This is a genomic window from Streptomyces sp. NPDC058637 (genome assembly GCF_042717325.1).
GTDB lineage: Bacteria > Actinomycetota > Actinomycetes > Streptomycetales > Streptomycetaceae > Streptomyces.
In genome coordinates, this window is sequence record NZ_JBHXRD010000022.1 from 26769 (window position 1) to 42270 (window position 15502).

The following is a 15502-nucleotide window of genomic DNA, read 5'->3' on the forward strand; positions in this document are numbered from 1 at the left end:
TCGGCGCGGCAGCGTGGGTGTCATGACACAGACTCCGCTCGCACCCCGCACCCACGGCACCCCGCCGCCCGTCCGTACAGGCGGCCGGGCCCGCGTCCTGCTCCGCTTCCTCGCGATCGTCTCCTGCCTGCCCTATCTGTCGCTCAAGGTCGCCTGGATCGCGGGCAGTCAGGTCGGGATCCCGGAGGGCAGCCCCCTGCTCGACAACCCCACCACGATGGCGGTGGCCAACGGCGGCACGGTGCTGATGGACGGCAGCGTGATCGTCCTCGCCCTGCTGCTCACCCAGGCCTGGGGTCTGCGCGTCCGGGCCTGGCTGCTCGTCCTGCCGATGTGGACCGCGAGCGGGCTGCTCCTGCCGATCATGGGCGGCTTCCCCCTGCAGCTGCTGGTCGGCGCCCTCAACGGTTCGGGGCCGGGCGCCGACACGCCCTCCTTCCTCGAAGGCTGGGTCTTCGCCCTCGTCTACCCCGGCTTCATCGTCCAGGGCCTCGCGCTCGGCGCCCTGTTCGCCCTGTACGCACGGGACCGCTGGGGCCACCTCTGGCAGGGCGCCCTGCGCGATCTGCCGCCGAGCCCCACCGCGCCCGCCCTGCGCGTCGCCGCCGTCGCCGCCTCGCTGCTCGCCGTCGTACCCGCCACGATGCACCTGCTGTGGGCGTCGGGTTCGACCGTGGGACTCAACGGGAGCCGGATCGCGGGCCGTACCGACGACTTCTACGCGCTCCAGGCGCTCGACGCGCTGTTCGTCGCCGCCACCGTCGCGGGGCTCCTGCTGCTCGCCTTCCGCCGCACCGGCGGGCTCTCCCTCAAGGTGCCGCTCGCGCTGGCCTGGGCCGGTTCCGGAGCGGTGGGCTGCTCGGGCGGCTGGCTGAGCATCGCCTCGCTGGCCGGTGTCGAGGAGATGGCCGACCGGGCGACGCCCGGAATGGAACTGACCTACGCTGTGCAGATGCTGGTCGGACTGCTGGTCGTCACCTCGGGCGCGTACTTCTTCGCGGAGCGCGCGGCGGCGGCGAAGACGGCCGGTTCCCACGCGTGACCCTGCTCCTCGGGCGCCGGGCCCGGCTGCGCTGGCTGCACCTGATCATCGGTGGCGCGCTGCTCATGCCGTACTTCCTGGTGGGCATGGTCATCGTCGGCTCGTACAGCTCCGGTCCGGGCGTGTTCTCCTCCCCCTTCGGACAGTTCACCGCGTTCGCGTACGCGCTGCCGATGGCCGCGGTCACCGGCCTCTTCCCGCTCGCGCGCCCCCTGTCGGTGGCGGCGGCCCGTTCCCTGTGCGGGATCCCGGCGGGGATGCTCGCCGACGGCCCCGCGAGGACCCGGCAGGCGCGGGTCAGGGCCTCGGGCTGGCTCACCCTGCACGTGGCGCTCGGCGGCGTCGTCAGCGCACTGACGCTCGTGCTGCCCCCCTTCGCGGTGGGCGTGATGACGCTGCCGTTCGTCCCGGCGGCGCGCGAGTCACGGACGCTGGGCCTGCCCGTTGTGCTGGACAAGCCGTGGATCCTCGCCCTGGCCCCGTTCGCCGGGCTCGCGATGCTGGTGGCGCTGGCCGGCTGCGCCGCCGCTGCCGGGGCCCTGCTGGCCCGTCGGGCGCCGGTGCTGCTCGGGCCGACACCCGACGACCGGCTGGCCGCCGCGGAGCGCCGGGCGGCCGGTCTGGCGGTACGCAACCGGCTCGCCCGGGAGCTGCACGACTCGGTCGGCCACGCGCTGAGCGCGGTCACGCTCCAGGCGGGTGCGGCCCGCCGGGTGCTGGACAGCGACCCCGCGTTCGTACGGGAGGCGCTGGAGGCCATCGAGGAGACGACGCGCCGCACGGTCGGCGAACTCGACGCCGTACTGGGCCTGTTGCGCCGCGGCGAGGACGACGAGGCGCCGGACGGACCCACGCTCGACGGCCTGGACGAGCTGCTGGCGCGCTGCGGGATCCCGGTGGAGTACACGGTGAAGGGTGACCCTGAGCTGGTGCCGCGGGCCGTGTCCAGGGAGGCGTACCGGATCGCGCAGGAGGGCCTGAGCAACGCGCTGCGGCACGGGGGCAGCGGTACGCGGGCGGAGCTCCGGATCACCGTGGACGAGCACGCGCTGGAGCTCACGCTGGACAATCCGCTGCCCGGTCACCCGGCGGCGGTCCGCCCCGGGGGCGGGCGAGGACTCCGCGGCATCACCGAACGGGCCGTACTGCTGGGCGGCAGCGCCCGCTCGGGGCCGGACGACGACGGCAGGTGGCGGCTCTGTGCCCGCCTCCCGCTGCACCACCCCGGACAGGAGCACCGATGAACGACGGCACGATCCGCATCGTCCTCGCCGACGACGAACGCATGGTCCGTACGGCGCTGCGCGTGATCCTGGACGCGGAGGCGGGCCTGGAGGTGGTCGGCGAGGCGGCCACGGGTGCCGAGGCGGTGTCCGTGGTGCGTGAGCTGCGGCCCGACGTGGTCCTCATGGACGTACGGATGCCGGAGGTCGACGGGATCCGCGCCACCGAGCGGATCCTCGCCACGATGGACGATCCGCCCCGCGTCGTCGTCGTCACCACCTTCGAACACGACTCCTACGTGTACGAGGCCCTGCGGGCCGGGGCGGCGGGCTTCCTGCTGAAGCGGGCGGCGGCCGAGGACCTGGTCCAGGCGGTGCGGCTGGTGGCGCGCAGCGACTCGCTGCTGTTCCCCGCCGCGGTGCGCGGGCTGGCCGCCGAGTACGGGAAGCGGCAGGCCGCGGCGCCGGCCTGGGTGGCGCGGCTGACCGGGCGGGAGGCGGATGTGCTGCGGCTGGTGGCGGCGGGCCTGACCAACGCGGAGATCGCCCGGCGGCTGGCGGTGGGACCGGCCACCGTGAAGACGCATGTGGCGGCGGTGCTCGCGAAGACCGGCGCCCGGGACCGTACGCAGGCGGTCATCGCGGCGTACGAGTCGGGGTTCATCACACCCGGCTGACCTCGCGGCCGACCCGTTCCCGGAACTGAGAACCGGGTGAGAAGGGACACGAACGGGAACGCCCCCGTTCGTCCCTCCAGCGGGATGAACAAGACAATCAGGCGCGCTTCGGTCTTCTGCCTGCTCATGGTCCTCGCCCTGCTGGTGCGGGCGACGTGGGTGCAGGGGTACGAGGCCCGGGCGCTCGCAGACGACGAACACAACCGGCGGAACACGATCGCGCGGTACGCGCAGCCGCTCGGCGACATCATCGGGCCGGATGACCGGTCACCGGTTCGAAGGAGACGGGGGGCGGAGATCTCCGCTACGAGCGGACCGAGTGGTGCGGTGGGTGAGGGTGGGAACGAACGTTTCGGGGTCGGACGGCACCGCCCCCACACGACCGGAGTGATCGTGCGGGGCATCGGACCGTCCAGGCCGATCATGGTGGACGAGGGCGTGGGGGAACCCGCCCACCCGCAACGGACCACGCCCCCGGAGGCGTGTCACCGAGCGGGACGCGAAAGCGGCGACCCAGCGCACCCAGAACCGTTCGGGATGCGCCCAGAACGCACCAGTGGGTCCAGGACTCACTCAGGCACACCGGCTAGGAGCGGTTCAGTTTTTCGCCGTGTTGCGCCTTACTGGGATACGCACCCGCGTCGAAACGCTTCCGGGGTGCTCGTTGGTACGCTCTCGTCCCCGCGGGCGGGAGTGTGAACGTACACAACCCGTTCGAGCGTGCAGGGATCCACGTGCAGAGAAGAGGTACCCGTGGGCACAGTCCTGGACGATGCCGCCGCCGCCGAGTTCCACGCGTTCTTCGAGGCGCACTACGCCGAACTCGCCAGGCTGGCCCATCTCCTGACGGGTGAGGCCGACGCGGCGGACGATCTGGCGGCCGACGCGCTGATGGCGCTGTGGCACCGCTGGGACCGGGTCAGGGATGCCGACCACCCGGTGGCGTACGCCCGGGGGGTCGTCGCCAACCTGGCGCGCACGCGCATCCGCAGCGCCGTGCGTGAGCGCCGCAGGATCGCGCTGTTCTGGGCACCGCGCGGGGCCGGGGACGGGTACGCGGTGGACGACCCGGACGTGTCGGCGGTGGTGGACGTCCAGGGGGCCCTGCGCCGGCTGCCGTTCCGCAAGCGGGCCTGCGTGGTGCTGCGCCATGCCTTCGACCTGTCCGAACGGGACACCGCGCTCGTGCTGGGCATATCTGTCGGTACGGTGAAGAGCCAGACCTCGCGCGGGATGGCGGAGCTGCAACGGCTGCTCGGGCCCGAGGCACCGGCCGAACGGGTACAGGTGGCCGTCGCGGCGCAGCGCACCGGAGGAAGGCACTGATGGACGAGGACCTGCGTGAGCGGCTGCACACCGCCGCCGCTTCGCACCGCCCCGACCGGGCACGGATGCTGGCCCGGATCGAGCGCGGCATGGCCGAGGAGCCGCCGTCCCGCGTCCCGCGCGCCCCGCGCACGCCGAAGCCCTGGCTGCGGGTCGCGGGTGCCACGGCGGCGGTGTGCGGGGTGCTGGCGGCCGGTGCGTTCGCGGCGGCCTCGACGGGGCCCGGGGAGCCGGAGGGCGGCCGGCAGGTGGCCGTCCGGCCCGCCCCGGCCTCGCAGGACCCGGCCCGGGGCGGGTCGCTGCCCGCGGGGGAGGGTCCGCTCTGGTCTGACGGTTCGCTGGATCCGCACAGCAACGCGTACTGGGCGCAGAGCAATGTGACGGTCAAGACAACCCAGCCGCTCTCGGAGCTCACCGTGGAGCTCCGGATCGCGCTGAACGGCGGGGTGAACACCACCGGCGCCTGGCGCTCGCTGCCGGGGAAGGACTTCACGGCGTCGGCGCGTGAGGAGGACGGTTTCCTCGTCTACCGGTGGACGTCGAAGCCGGGGCGGAGCGTGCCCGTGGGTACGCACACCTTTGCCGGCCAGTACAACCACGCGGAGGGCACCCGCGACGCCGGGCGGGACGACTACACGGCGCGGGCCCGTGCCGCCGGTGAACCGGCGGCGGTGGGCGGCGACTTCTCCGAGTCCCGCTGAGCTCGTTCCGCTCAGCCGGGGGCCCGAAAAAGATCCGGAACGGCGGCAACCCTTTCACGGTGCGGTGGCGACAGGAAGACGAAACACTCCCCCACCCCCTAGGAACGGATCACCGACCATGAGGGAACGAGCCGCACTCCGGCCCACCCACCGGCGTCGCCCCGGACGCCGCCGTACGGCCGCGGCACTGACGGCGGCGCTGGGTCTCACCGGCGCGGCCCTGGCCACCAACGTGATGCTCCAGCCGGCCGGCGCGGCCGTCGCCGCGGTGCCCGCCTGGCCCACGGCCAAGGGCAGCCAGGCCGTCTCGTCGACCGTCGAGGTCTCGGGGACGTACGACGGCGGGCTGAAGCGCTTCTTCGGGAGCGGCGACCTCGGTGACGGGGGCCAGGACGAGGGCCAGGACCCGATCTTCAGGCTGAAGGACGGGGCGACGCTCAAGAACGTCATCCTGGGCTCGCCCGCGGCGGACGGCATCCACTGCTCCGGCAGCTGCACGCTCCAGAACGTGTGGTGGGAGGACGTCGGCGAGGACGCCGCGTCCTTCAAGGGCACGTCGACGAGCTCCGTGTACACGGTGTACGGCGGCGGCGCCCGGAAGGCCTCCGACAAGGTCTTCCAGTTCAACGGGGCCGGCAAGCTCGTCATCACGAAGTTCCAGGTCGCGGACTTCGGCAAGCTCGTCCGGTCCTGCGGCAACTGCTCCAAGCAGTACAGGCGCGAGATCATCGTCAACGACGTGGACGTGACGGCGCCGGGCAAGTCCCTGGTCGGTATCAACACCAACTACGGGGACACGGCGGCGCTGCGCTCGGTCCGCTTCCACGGCGACAGCGGCAAGAAGATCAAGCCCTGTATCCGCTACACGGGCAACAACACGGGCGCCGAGCCGAAGGAGACCGGCAGCGGCCCGGACGGCACGTACTGCCGCTACACCGCGTCGGACCTCAGCTACGACTAGGGTCTCTCGTCTGGGCAACCGCGCGGAGTGCGGCCTCGGCAGCGTGAGCGATGAGGGTGTCGTCGCGTTCGGCGTCCCTGGTGTCGCGGCGCGAGAGGACGGCCACGACGACGGGAGCGGCTCGGGGTGGCCAGATGACCGCGATGTCGTTGCGGGTGCCGTAGCCCCCGGAGCCGGTCTTGTCCGCGACCTGCCACCCGTCGGGAGTGCCGGCCCGGATGGTGCGGTCGCCGGTCGTGTTGCGCCTGAGCCAGTCGGTCAGTACGGCCCGCTTGTCCGCCGGGAGGGTGGCGCCGAGGACGTACGCGCGCAGATTTTCGGCGAGGGCGCGGGGCGTGCTGGTGTCGCGGAGGTCCCCTGGGACCGCGTCACTGAGCGCGGTCTCGTAGCGGTCACAACGGGTGATGCTGTCACCCAGCGCGCGCAGGGCGTCCTGGAGGCCCTGGGGGCCGCCGAGTTCACGGAAGAGGAGGTTGGCCGCGGCGTTGTCGCTGTAGCGGACGGCTGCGTCGCACAGCTCACGCAGGGTCAGGCCGGTGGCGAGGTGCTGCTCGGTGATCGGCGAGTTGCTGATGAGTTCGTCGCGGCCGTAACGCACGAGCCGGTCCATCTGCCGCGGGGAGTTCCTGTCGAGTACGGCGCCGGCGAGCAGTGCCTTGCAGGTGGAGGCGTAGGCGAAGCGTTCGTCGGACCGGTGGGTGACGGTCCGGCCGCTGCCGGTGTCGAGCGCGTAGACCCCCAGCCGCGCGTCGAACTTCCGCTCCAGTTCGGCGAACGCGCGCTCCGGAGGGGAATCGGCGGGCTGTGCTGACGCGGAGGACTTCGCGGCGGGCGGAGTCGGACCGGATGCCGTAGGAGCGCTACCGTCCGGGGTGGCGGTACACCCGCCGAGAGGCAGGGCCACGGCCCCGGCCAGCGCGGAAAGGGCTGCACGACGGGAGACATGCGTTCGACGGTGCATGAGGTGCGGACGTTTCCTTCTGTAGCGGTCGTTCGGACAGGCCGGTCCCTGCTCACCGGGCGAGGTTGCTCAGGAACCGCGCGGCGACCGGGCCCGCGTCAGCGCCACCCGAACCGCCGTCCTCGAGGAGCACCGCCCACGCGAGGTCGGTGGCGCCCTGGTAACCGATCATCCAGGCGTGGGTGCGCGGAGGGGCCTCGCTGCCGAATTCGGCGGTTCCGGTCTTCGCGTGCGGTTGGCCGGGAAGGTCCTTGAGGGCGCGGGCGGAACCGGCGGTCACGGTGGTGCGCAGCATGGCGCGGAGCCGGCCTGCGACCTCGGGGTCCAGCGTCTTCGGTGCCTGGTGCTTCTTCTTCACCGCGTCCGGCACCAGTACCGGCTGGTGAAAGGTCCCGCTTTTGACGGTGGCCGCGATGGACGCCATGACCAGCGGTGATGCCTGAACGCGTGCCTGGCCGATGGTCGCGGCGGCCTTGTCGTTGTCGCTCGTGGAGACGGGAACGCTGCCGTCGTAGGTGGTCGTGCCCACGTCCCAGCTGCCGCCTATGCCGAATGCCTGTGCCGTGTCCCTCAGTTCGGTGTCGGAGAGCCGGTCGCGGGCGTTGACGAAGTAGGTGTTGCAGGACTGGGCGAAGACGTCCGTGAAGGTCGAACCGGTGGGGAGTTCGAACTGCTTCTGGTTCTCGAAACGTTGCCCGTCGACACGCGCGAACTTCGGGCAGGCCGCCAAGTCGCCGGGTTCCGTTCCGCCCTCCAGAAGAGCCGCTGCGGTCACGACCTTGAAGACGGAACCGGGCGGATAGCGCCCTTCGAGGGCGCGGTTGAAACCGTCGGGACGGTTGGCGGCGGCGAGTACGCGCCCGTTGCGCGGATCGATCGCGACGATCGCCGCATTGACCTCGACCCCGGTCAGGGCGTCGGCCGCCGCCGCCTGGACACGAGGATCGATGGTGGTGCGCACCGGGCGGCCCTCGACCCCCGCGGCAGGGGTGAGGTCCTTGACGGCGCGTCCGCTCTGCCGGTCCGCGACCACGACGGACTTTGCCGCGGTCCTGCCCCCGGAGAGGAGGTCGTCGTAGCGGGCCTCCAGGCCGGACGTGCCCTTGCCGCTGACGGGGTCGACGGTTCCGGTGAGACTCTCCGCGCGGAGCGGGTCATCCTTGGAGTCGAGCACCTTCCCCCTGGTGTTCGTGCTCTTGAGCGCAAGGGTCTGCCCCGGCTTCAGTTCCGGGTGGATCACCGGCGAAGTGAACTCGACCTTCCAGGTGCCCGATGAGTCGACCACCTGTGCGCCGGAGCGCCAGATGACCTCTCCGGCGCTCGGTACCGCCATGGTCACCGTGAAGGCGAAGTGAACCTCCCCCTCGCCTTTCCTCACCCCCTTGCCCTCGACGATGGTGGTCTTGGAGGGCTCGAGATTGGTCAGGACCGACGTGAGGAGCGACGCGGCGTCGTCGGGGGTGTCGGTATAGCCTGCCGCCTTCCGCGCGTCGTGCCCGGCCCATGCGGCGAGGAACGCGGCCAGGGGCTCGCGGGCGGCCGCCACGTCCATGTCGTCTTCCTTCGCGTCGCCGCCCCGGAGACCGAATGCGGCATACCCGCCTCCTGCCAGCACGAGAACGGACAGGACCACGAGCGGTGGTCGCCGCACGCTTCGCGACCGGCGGCGCGGGGCGGAACTGTTCGGGCTGTGAGTACGCCTCAAGGTGATCTCCGTCTCGGGTCGTGCGGTCCGCACCGGATGGTCGGCCGGATGCGGTCTCGGCGTGGGCGGGGCACCTCGGCTCGGCAGCAGCTCATGCCGGCGCGGCCGAAACCGGTTCCCGTCGGGAGTCAAGCCCGCTGCCGGGCTGCATGTCGAATACGATCTCGGCGACTACACGATTCACAGCCCGTATCAGTACAGGCCAGGGGATGCAGAGTGCTGACGGAACGACATCTGGAAATCTTTGTCGCGGTGGCGGAGGAGGAACACTTCGGAGCTGCGGCGCAGCGGGTGGGCATCACCCAGCCGCCTCTGTCCCAGGGCCTGCGGCGACTGGAGACGCTGCTCGGTGTCCGTCTGTTCGACCGTGACAGAGGAGTCTCCCTCACCGAGGAGGGGACTCAGCTGCTTCCACACGCCCGCAAAGCACTGGCCGCGCTCGTGGCACTCCGTGAGACCGGGGCTCGCGAACAGGCCGACGGCCGACGGCTGCGGCTCGGGCTGGCTCCCGAAGTGCCGACGCCCCTCGCGGCGGGCGTGGCGGCCGCACCGGTCCGCGCGGGCGAGCGGACGCGGATCGGTATGGTGACGGCGTCGACGTCCGTGTTGCTCGGCGACGTCGCTGCCGGGCGGCTGGACATCGCCGTGATCCGGCACCCCTCCGTGCTGCACGGTCTCGCCGCCGGGCGCGTGATCCTTCTGCCGACCTGGATCCTCGCCCCCTCCGATCGCGGGGATGTACGTGACGCACGTGCGCCGCGTCTGCCCGTTGCCGTACGTCCCCGCGCCGAGGCCCCAGCGGCCCATGACCTGTTCATCGACACCCTGGCCAGCCGCGGCCGGCGAGTGGAGACTGTGGTGGTCTCCGACGAGCGTGCGGGCCTCGCACTCGTCGCGGCCGGTCAGGCAGTGCTGGTCACGGCGGACGACACGCTCACCGCCTCCGGCGTCGAACGGCGACCGACCACGGACCCACCGCTGCCACTGCGCCTTCGGGTGGCCTGGGACCCGCGTCGTCCCGGGGCGGAGGAGGCCGCCAGGACAGCGCGACTGCTGGAGGACGCGCTGACCCGGAAGGTGACACCGTGAGCGGGATGCTGCGAGGCAAGGGCGTGGAGAGCACCATCCGCGGCATGTTCGACGACGCGGGTGTCCGCGGTTGGCTGCACGTGGCGGAACTGCGCCGGCCGTCGGCACGGGTGACCGTCGATCCCGACGAACAGCTGCCCATGGGCTCGGTGTACAAAATTCCTGTGATGGTCGCCTTCTGCCGGCTCGCGGATGCGGGGCTGATCGACCCGGTGCGAACGGTGACGCTGGAACCCGGGGAGCGCGTTCCCGGGCCGACCGGCGTCTCGATCCTGCGCGACGCCGTCACCATGTCGCTGCGCGACTTGGTGGTGCTGATGATGACCATCTCGGACAACACCTCGGCCGACGCCGTACTCCGCGCGGTCGGCCCGGACGTGGTCGACTCCGTGTGCCTCGGCCTGGGCCTGCCCGACACCCGAATCCACGGAGGCGTCGTCAACACGTTCAGCCGACTGGTCGCCGAAACAGGCGCCCACTCCCTGGACGCGGCCCTGGCGCGCGTGGCGGACAACGACACCGTCGTGCCGCCAGGCGTCTACGACCCCGCGTACAAGGCCTCCACCACACCATCGGACATGGCGCGGCTCCTGCGAGCGATCTGGACCGGACAGGCCGCCTCCGAGGAACACTGCGCCTTCATGCGCGGGGTGATGCGCCAACAGCCCTGGGCACACCGGCTCGGGTCCGGATTCCCTTACGACGACGTCACCGTCTACGGCAAGACCGGCACCTTCGGCTCACTGCGCCACGAAGCGGGCGTCGTAGAGCTCGCCGACGGCACCGCCTACACCGCCGTTGTCTTCACCCAGGCAGCCCGGTCCGACAACAAGCTCCCACGCGCCGACGCGGTCATCGGCGCTGCGGCCCGGGCCGCTGTGGAGGAACTACGGGGACGCCAGGGCACATGACGGAGGCGAGCCGCCGTGGCGGGGGATGCGCCGGGCATCGGGCCACGCCCGCGCCACGCCGCCGACTGCCGACTGCCGCGCCGACGGACCCGCACCCGCCGTCCGTCCCCCGACACCTGTCAGCCACCTGGACCGGTACCTGCCCCGCCTGTCGGCAACCCGCCCCTCGGCAGACATACGGCACCACCTGGCGAAGCCCTACCGGGCCGCGGCAGTCGAAACGCCCTCACCTGGCAGGTTTCCGGTGGGGGCGCCGAGCCATGTGTCCAGCCAGGCGTACACCGCGTCCTGCATGTCCGCCGCGAAGACGTGGCCGTGCTCCGGCCACACCGTGGTGGTGAGCCGGTCGCCCGCCCCCCGCTCGTCCCAGACGGCTCGCAGCTTCGCGAAGGCGCCCGCCACCCCGGCCGCCGGGAACAGCGGGTCCTGTCCGCCCGCGTGGAACAGGGCGGGCTTGGGGGCGGCGAGGGACGCCACGTCCGGGATGTCGAGGTGCCGGTGGAGTCCCGGGTGGAGGGTGAAGTACGCCGACTGGCCGCGCAGGGTGTTGTTGCCGGGGACGAGCATGTCCTTGAGGCCCGTCATCCAGCAGACGGCGGCAGCGGCCCGGACGCCGTCACAGAGGGCGGACAGCTGCCAGGCGCGGTAGGCCCCCATGGAGAACCCCAGTGCTCCGACCCGCCGTTCGTCGACCTCGGGGAGTGAGGCGAGGAAGGCGGCGGCCCGGATGTCCTCATGGGCGGTGAGCCCGGCCAGCGAGGTGCCCAGCTGGAGGAGGTTGGCGGCCAGGGCCTGCTGGTCGGCGTAGGCGAGCGGACCTCTGTCGCCCCAGCCGAGGGTGTCCACGGCGAGCACGGCATAGCCGTGGGCGGCCAGTTCGTCGCCCACGAACCGGCCGCCGTAGTAGGCGTCGGCCCAGGCCGTGGCGCGCGGGAGCCGGGCGGGGTCGGCCCAGGGGCGTACGACCTTCTCCCGGCCGATGGAGAATTCGGACCCGTGGTCGTGCAGCAGCAGCACCGCGGGGAAGGGTCCGGTGCCGTGCGGCAGGAGCAGCGAGCCGCGGGCGCGGGCGTACCGGCTGAGGGCGAACTCCACGGTCCGCGCGGTGAACCGGCGGGCCTGGCGCTCGTCGACGGTCACCGGGGCGAAGGGGTCGGGGCCGGGTCCGGATGGCTGCAGCAGTGCCTCCGCGGCCTTGGCGCGCGCCGCGGCGCGCCAGGCCGGGAAGTCCCGGGCCGTGGAGTTCTCCCGGGCGAGCGGGAAGGTCAGCCCGTCCCTGAGCTGCTCGTAGAACCCGGGGAGGACCCGTTCCGTGATGCCGTCGCTCACGCGTACGGGCGCCAGTCGCCGAGGTACGCGGCCGGGGTGTGCGAGCGGGCCTCCGAGGCGCTCAGCTGGGGGCGTTCGGCGGGGGCGGTGACACGCGCGCCGGGTCCGGTGTTGCGGTACTCGGCGAAGCGCTGGTCCTGCCACGGGAAGCCCGAGGACATGGTGGCGTACGGCGTGACCGCGTCGATGCCCGCGCCGAGCCGGCTCTCGCGGACGGTGAGCATGGGGCGGGCGGTGAGGTCCGAGGAGGGCACCCAGGGGCGGGCCAGTTTGTAGTACGCGTCGGGGGCGGTGCTGGTGACACGGGAACGCAGGACCAGGTAGCCGTGCGGGTTGGCCCCGGCGGTACTGGGTGCGAAGACGAAACCGTACGGGGCGGAGGCGAGGTCGGTGCGGGTGAGGGTGCGGAAGTGGCAGCGGTCGTAGACGGCGGTGGCGCGGCCGAAGACGAAGTCGACGTCACCCTCCACGTAGCAGTCGCGGTAGTACTGGCGGGCGAACGCGGTGAGCGAGAGGGAGTCGGCGTACAGGGTGTCCTGGTGGCCGAGGAAGCGGCAGCCGTAGAACGCCGACCGGTCGCCCTGGACCTTGATCGCGACGGCCTGGGTGCCGGTGTACCCGGGGTTGTCGGAGCGCAGCCAGTCGTTGGCGAAGGTCACGTCGTGTGCGGTGAAGCCGGCGGCCTGGACGGTGACGGAGGCCGAGCCGCTGGTGCCGTAGGTGCCGGAGCCGTCGGGCTTGGGGGTGCCCGCCGCGCGGTTGTGGACGACGACGGTGTCGCGCGGGTCGCCGCTCGCGCCGATCAGGGTGAGGCCGGTGCGGGCGGCGCCGACGGTGACCGCGCCCCGGTAGGTGCCCGGGGCGAGCACCACGGTGTGGCCGGTGCCGGTGGCCGCGTCGACGGCCGACTGCACGTCGGAGTGGTCGCCCCGGCCGTGCGGGTCGACGTACAGGGTCAGGGGGTCGAGGCGGCGGGCCGGTGAGCCGTAGCGGCCGAAGGGGCGGGGGCGTACGGGGTGGGCGTGTGCGGCGGGCGCGCCGAGGGCGAGGACGGCGGTCCCGCCTGTGAGCAGGGACAGGGCGTTGCGTCGGCTGAGCACGGCGGTACTCCTTCACGGGGTGGTGCGGGCCTTCACGGAGGTGCGGGCCTTCACGGGTGCGGAGGGCCGGAGCGGCGCTCTCCGGGGTGGTGGAGAGTGCGGTGCCGCTCCGGCCGGTTCAGGGGTGCCGGTTCAGGGGCGCGGTGTCAGCGGCCCGACGTCCTGCCCGCTCCGGCCTTGAGGGCGACGAGCACGGGGACGACGAGCGGGTGGTCGACCCTGTCGCGCAGCACGGGCGTCCAGCCGGCGCCCTCGGTGAGCTGCTCGGTGGGCACGCCCGCGTTGTGCACGGCGATCAGGTCGGTCTTCCGCCCGTTGACGTAGTTGTTCCCGGCGGTGAGGGGGGACTCGGACCACTTCTTGAGGATGGTCGCCTTGTCGAAGCCGGCGGGCACGGTGAAGGCGTTGTGCTCGGCGACGAGCTTCGACTCGGCGCCGATGCCGTACGTGTAGCCGTAGGCGCTGCCCTTGGTGGCGACGAAGTGGTTGTTGTACGAGTCGACCTGGCCGAAGCGGACGCGGGGCGCGCGCTCCTTCACGTCCTTGAAGAGGTTGTGGTGCAGGGTGACGCGGAGCTTGCCGCGGTCGCTCGCCCCGGCGCCGTCGCTGTTTCCGATGAGCATGGTCTTGTCGTGGTCCTTGAGGACGTTCCACGAGACGGTGACGAGGTCGGCGCCGCGCACGATGTCGAAGAGGCCGTCGTGCTGCTGGTAGACCTGCCCGAAGTAGTGGGGCTGGTCGGCGTCGGGGCGGTCGCCGTCGCTGAAGGTGTTGTGGTCGACCCAGACGTGGCTGGAGCCGTAGACGACGAGGTTGTCGTACTCGGAGTTCCAGGCGCCCTCGTCCCCGTCGGTGGGGTCCCACTGGGGGAAGCAGTCGTAGGTGTCCTCGAAGGAGATGTTGCGGACGATGACGTTGGAGACGTTCTTCACCTGGAGGCTGGCACCGACGATGGTGGCGTCCTTGCCGACGCCGACGAGCGTGGTGTTGGAAGGGACGTTCACGTTGACGGCTGCCGCCTGCAGTTTCGCGGAGGCCGCGCGGGCGTCCTCCAGGGGCCCCGACGGGACCTCGTCCCGGCCCCAGACCTCGGGGTCGTAGGCGGCGAGGTACTTCTCCAGGGTGTAGCCGCCCTGCTGGTACGCCTCGCAGCCGATCGGGGTGCCGTTGACGTCGGAGTTGCCGTGGACGGTTCCGGCGATCCTGATGATCTTCGGTGCGTCGCCGGCGTCCTGGAACGCGGCGATGAGCTCGGCCCGGTTGGTCACGGTGTAGACGTGGTCGGGCGTGGCCTGCGAGCCGCCCGTGGTGGACCCGTCGGCGGCGGCCCAGCCGTCACCGGCGGGGAGTACGGCTCTCTCGATCCCCTTGCCGTGGCGCGGCTGGGCGGCCTGGGCGGGGACGCTCACGGCGAGGGCCACCGAGGCGCAGCCCAGCACCACGGCGATGGAGCGGACGTGACGCATGCGTGCGGGCATGGCGAATCCTTAACTGTCGTGCGGAGGAGGAAGGAAAGGTGGTGCGCGTGCGCGTCGCACCGGCGGTACGCGTTCGGACCGTGGTGCGCGTGGTGTTCGTGCCGCGCGTGGTGTTCGTTCTGCGCGTGGTGTTCGTTCTGCGCGTGCCGCTCGTGCCGCGCGTCAGACGGGCTGCGGCCAGGTGATCCACTCGGTGGGGACCGGTGCGTCGAGGCGGCGCAGGTCCCGCCGGGCGAGGACCCCGCCGTCCAGCAGCGCGCGGGCGGTCGTCCGGGCCACGTCGATCGCGCCCGCCGGCCTGAAGTGGGTGTTGTCCTGCTTGCCGTCGGGGTAGTTGGGCGACTCGCCGGGCTCCAGCCAGTTGAAGTACGCCTCGGTGCCGTCCGGGCCGAGTTCCTGCCAGCGGGCGAGGGAGAGCGCCTGGACGTCGAGCAGGGGTACGCCCTCCTCGGCGGCCAGGGCGGCCATCGCGGCGGGGTACTCCCCGTGGGTGGGCTTCGCGGTGCCGTCGGCGGCGAAGCGCCGCCGCTCGACGGAGGTGATCAGTACGGGTTCCGCCCGCCGGGCACGGGCGCCCTCGATGTACTGGCGGAGGTACTCCTGGTAGGTGGTGTACGGATCGGTGCCGCGGGCGGGGTCCTCCGTCTTCTCGTCGTTGTGACCGAACTGGACGAGGAGGAGATCACCCGGGCGGACGCCCCGCAGGAGTGCGGTGAGGCGTCCTTCGTCGATGAAGCTCTTGGAACTCCGGCCGTTCACCGCGTGGTTGGCGACGGTGAGGTGGTGGCCGAGGAAGAACGGCAGGGCCATGCCCCAGCCGGTCTCGGGTGCGGCGTCGGAGTACTTCCGGGCGGCCGTGGAGTCGCCCGCGATGTGCAGGGTCCTGGGCCGGGGCCTGCCCCCGCCGCCGTGCGCGACCGCGGGGCCGGCCGAGAGTGCGAGGGGCAGCGCCACGAGCGCGGCCGCTGTCTGTCTGCGGGTGAGTGACACAGGGGGACT

At 72.2% G+C, this 15502-nt stretch carries 15 protein-coding genes and 1 pseudogene; 10 read left to right on the forward strand and 6 right to left on the reverse strand.

Going from position 1 to position 15502, the window contains the following annotated elements:
- Positions 1–22: 22 nt before the first annotated feature.
- The 7 genes and pseudogenes from ACFWVP_RS22370 to ACFWVP_RS22400 all read left to right on the forward strand — a co-directional run bounded on the left by ACFWVP_RS22370 (position 23) and on the right by ACFWVP_RS22400 (position 5930).
- Positions 23–1042, forward strand: coding sequence for a hypothetical protein (locus tag ACFWVP_RS22370; RefSeq protein WP_384499073.1), 1020 nt, complete (start codon positions 23–25; stop codon positions 1040–1042).
- Positions 1039–2286, forward strand: coding sequence for a histidine kinase (locus tag ACFWVP_RS22375; protein WP_384499075.1), 1248 nt, complete (start codon positions 1039–1041; stop codon positions 2284–2286). Before ACFWVP_RS22370 ends, ACFWVP_RS22375 begins: the two co-directional genes overlap by 4 nt.
- The gene (locus ACFWVP_RS22380; protein WP_384499077.1) at positions 2283–2942 is read left to right on the forward strand and encodes a response regulator; all 660 of its coding nucleotides are present in this window, start codon (positions 2283–2285) and stop codon (positions 2940–2942) included. The genes ACFWVP_RS22375 and ACFWVP_RS22380 overlap by 4 nt, the downstream gene beginning before the upstream one ends.
- 84 nt (positions 2943–3026) lie before the next feature.
- Positions 3027–3259, forward strand: a pseudogene (locus ACFWVP_RS22385) (penicillin-binding protein 2); the annotation flags it as partial.
- A 436-nt stretch (positions 3260–3695) separates the two neighbouring features.
- A complete protein-coding gene (locus ACFWVP_RS22390) occupies positions 3696–4268 on the forward strand; it encodes a SigE family RNA polymerase sigma factor (protein ID WP_384499078.1) in 573 nt (190 codons plus the stop codon).
- Positions 4268–4969 carry a hypothetical protein gene (locus ACFWVP_RS22395; protein WP_384499080.1) on the forward strand — a complete coding sequence of 234 codons (702 nt, stop codon included), beginning with the start codon at positions 4268–4270 and terminating at the stop codon, positions 4967–4969. The genes ACFWVP_RS22390 and ACFWVP_RS22395 overlap by 1 nt, the downstream gene beginning before the upstream one ends.
- 118 nt (positions 4970–5087) lie before the next feature.
- The gene (locus ACFWVP_RS22400) at positions 5088–5930 is read left to right on the forward strand and encodes a pectate lyase (RefSeq protein WP_384499082.1); all 843 of its coding nucleotides are present in this window, start codon (positions 5088–5090) and stop codon (positions 5928–5930) included.
- Here ACFWVP_RS22400 and bla read toward each other — a convergent pair.
- On the reverse strand, positions 5917–6891 hold the full coding sequence (gene bla / locus ACFWVP_RS22405; protein WP_384499084.1) for a class A beta-lactamase: 975 nt from the start codon (positions 6889–6891) through the stop codon (positions 5917–5919). The two genes, ACFWVP_RS22400 and bla, sit on opposite strands and share 14 nt — an antisense overlap.
- Before the next feature lie 52 nt (positions 6892–6943).
- Positions 6944–8443: a penicillin-binding transpeptidase domain-containing protein gene (locus ACFWVP_RS22410; RefSeq protein WP_384499086.1), complete on the reverse strand. Its 1500-nt coding sequence runs from the start codon at positions 8441–8443 to the stop codon at positions 6944–6946.
- Positions 8444–8812: 369 nt separating this feature from the next.
- Here ACFWVP_RS22410 and ACFWVP_RS22415 point away from each other — a divergent pair, with 369 nt between their 5' ends.
- Together ACFWVP_RS22415 and ACFWVP_RS22420 are read left to right on the forward strand one after the other, a co-directional pair.
- The gene (locus ACFWVP_RS22415) at positions 8813–9685 is read left to right on the forward strand and encodes a LysR family transcriptional regulator (protein ID WP_384499088.1); all 873 of its coding nucleotides are present in this window, start codon (positions 8813–8815) and stop codon (positions 9683–9685) included.
- A gap of 5 nt (positions 9686–9690) precedes the next feature.
- A complete protein-coding gene (locus tag ACFWVP_RS22420; RefSeq protein ID WP_384499224.1) occupies positions 9691–10596 on the forward strand; it encodes a serine hydrolase in 906 nt (301 codons plus the stop codon).
- Positions 10597–10794: 198 nt separating this feature from the next.
- On the opposite strand, the gene ACFWVP_RS22425 is transcribed toward ACFWVP_RS22420, so the two are convergent.
- From ACFWVP_RS22425 to ACFWVP_RS22435, 3 genes are all read right to left on the reverse strand, one after another.
- A complete protein-coding gene (locus ACFWVP_RS22425) occupies positions 10795–11925 on the reverse strand; it encodes a dienelactone hydrolase family protein (protein WP_384499090.1) in 1131 nt (376 codons plus the stop codon).
- The gene (locus ACFWVP_RS22430; protein ID WP_384499092.1) at positions 11922–13025 is read right to left on the reverse strand and encodes a pectinesterase family protein; all 1104 of its coding nucleotides are present in this window, start codon (positions 13023–13025) and stop codon (positions 11922–11924) included. The genes ACFWVP_RS22425 and ACFWVP_RS22430 overlap by 4 nt, the downstream gene beginning before the upstream one ends.
- Positions 13026–13171: 146 nt before the next feature.
- Positions 13172–14503 carry a polysaccharide lyase family 1 protein gene (locus tag ACFWVP_RS22435; protein WP_384499094.1) on the reverse strand — a complete coding sequence of 444 codons (1332 nt, stop codon included), beginning with the start codon at positions 14501–14503 and terminating at the stop codon, positions 13172–13174.
- A gap of 47 nt (positions 14504–14550) precedes the next feature.
- Here ACFWVP_RS22435 and ACFWVP_RS22440 point away from each other — a divergent pair, with 47 nt between their 5' ends.
- Positions 14551–14688 (forward strand): hypothetical protein, encoded by a 138-nt coding sequence (locus ACFWVP_RS22440; protein ID WP_384499096.1) that lies wholly within the window; start codon positions 14551–14553, stop codon positions 14686–14688.
- On the opposite strand, the gene ACFWVP_RS22445 is transcribed toward ACFWVP_RS22440, so the two are convergent.
- A complete protein-coding gene (locus ACFWVP_RS22445; RefSeq protein ID WP_384499098.1) occupies positions 14666–15493 on the reverse strand; it encodes a rhamnogalacturonan acetylesterase in 828 nt (275 codons plus the stop codon). The genes ACFWVP_RS22440 and ACFWVP_RS22445 overlap by 23 nt on opposite strands.
- Between the last annotated feature and the right edge of the window lie 9 nt (positions 15494–15502).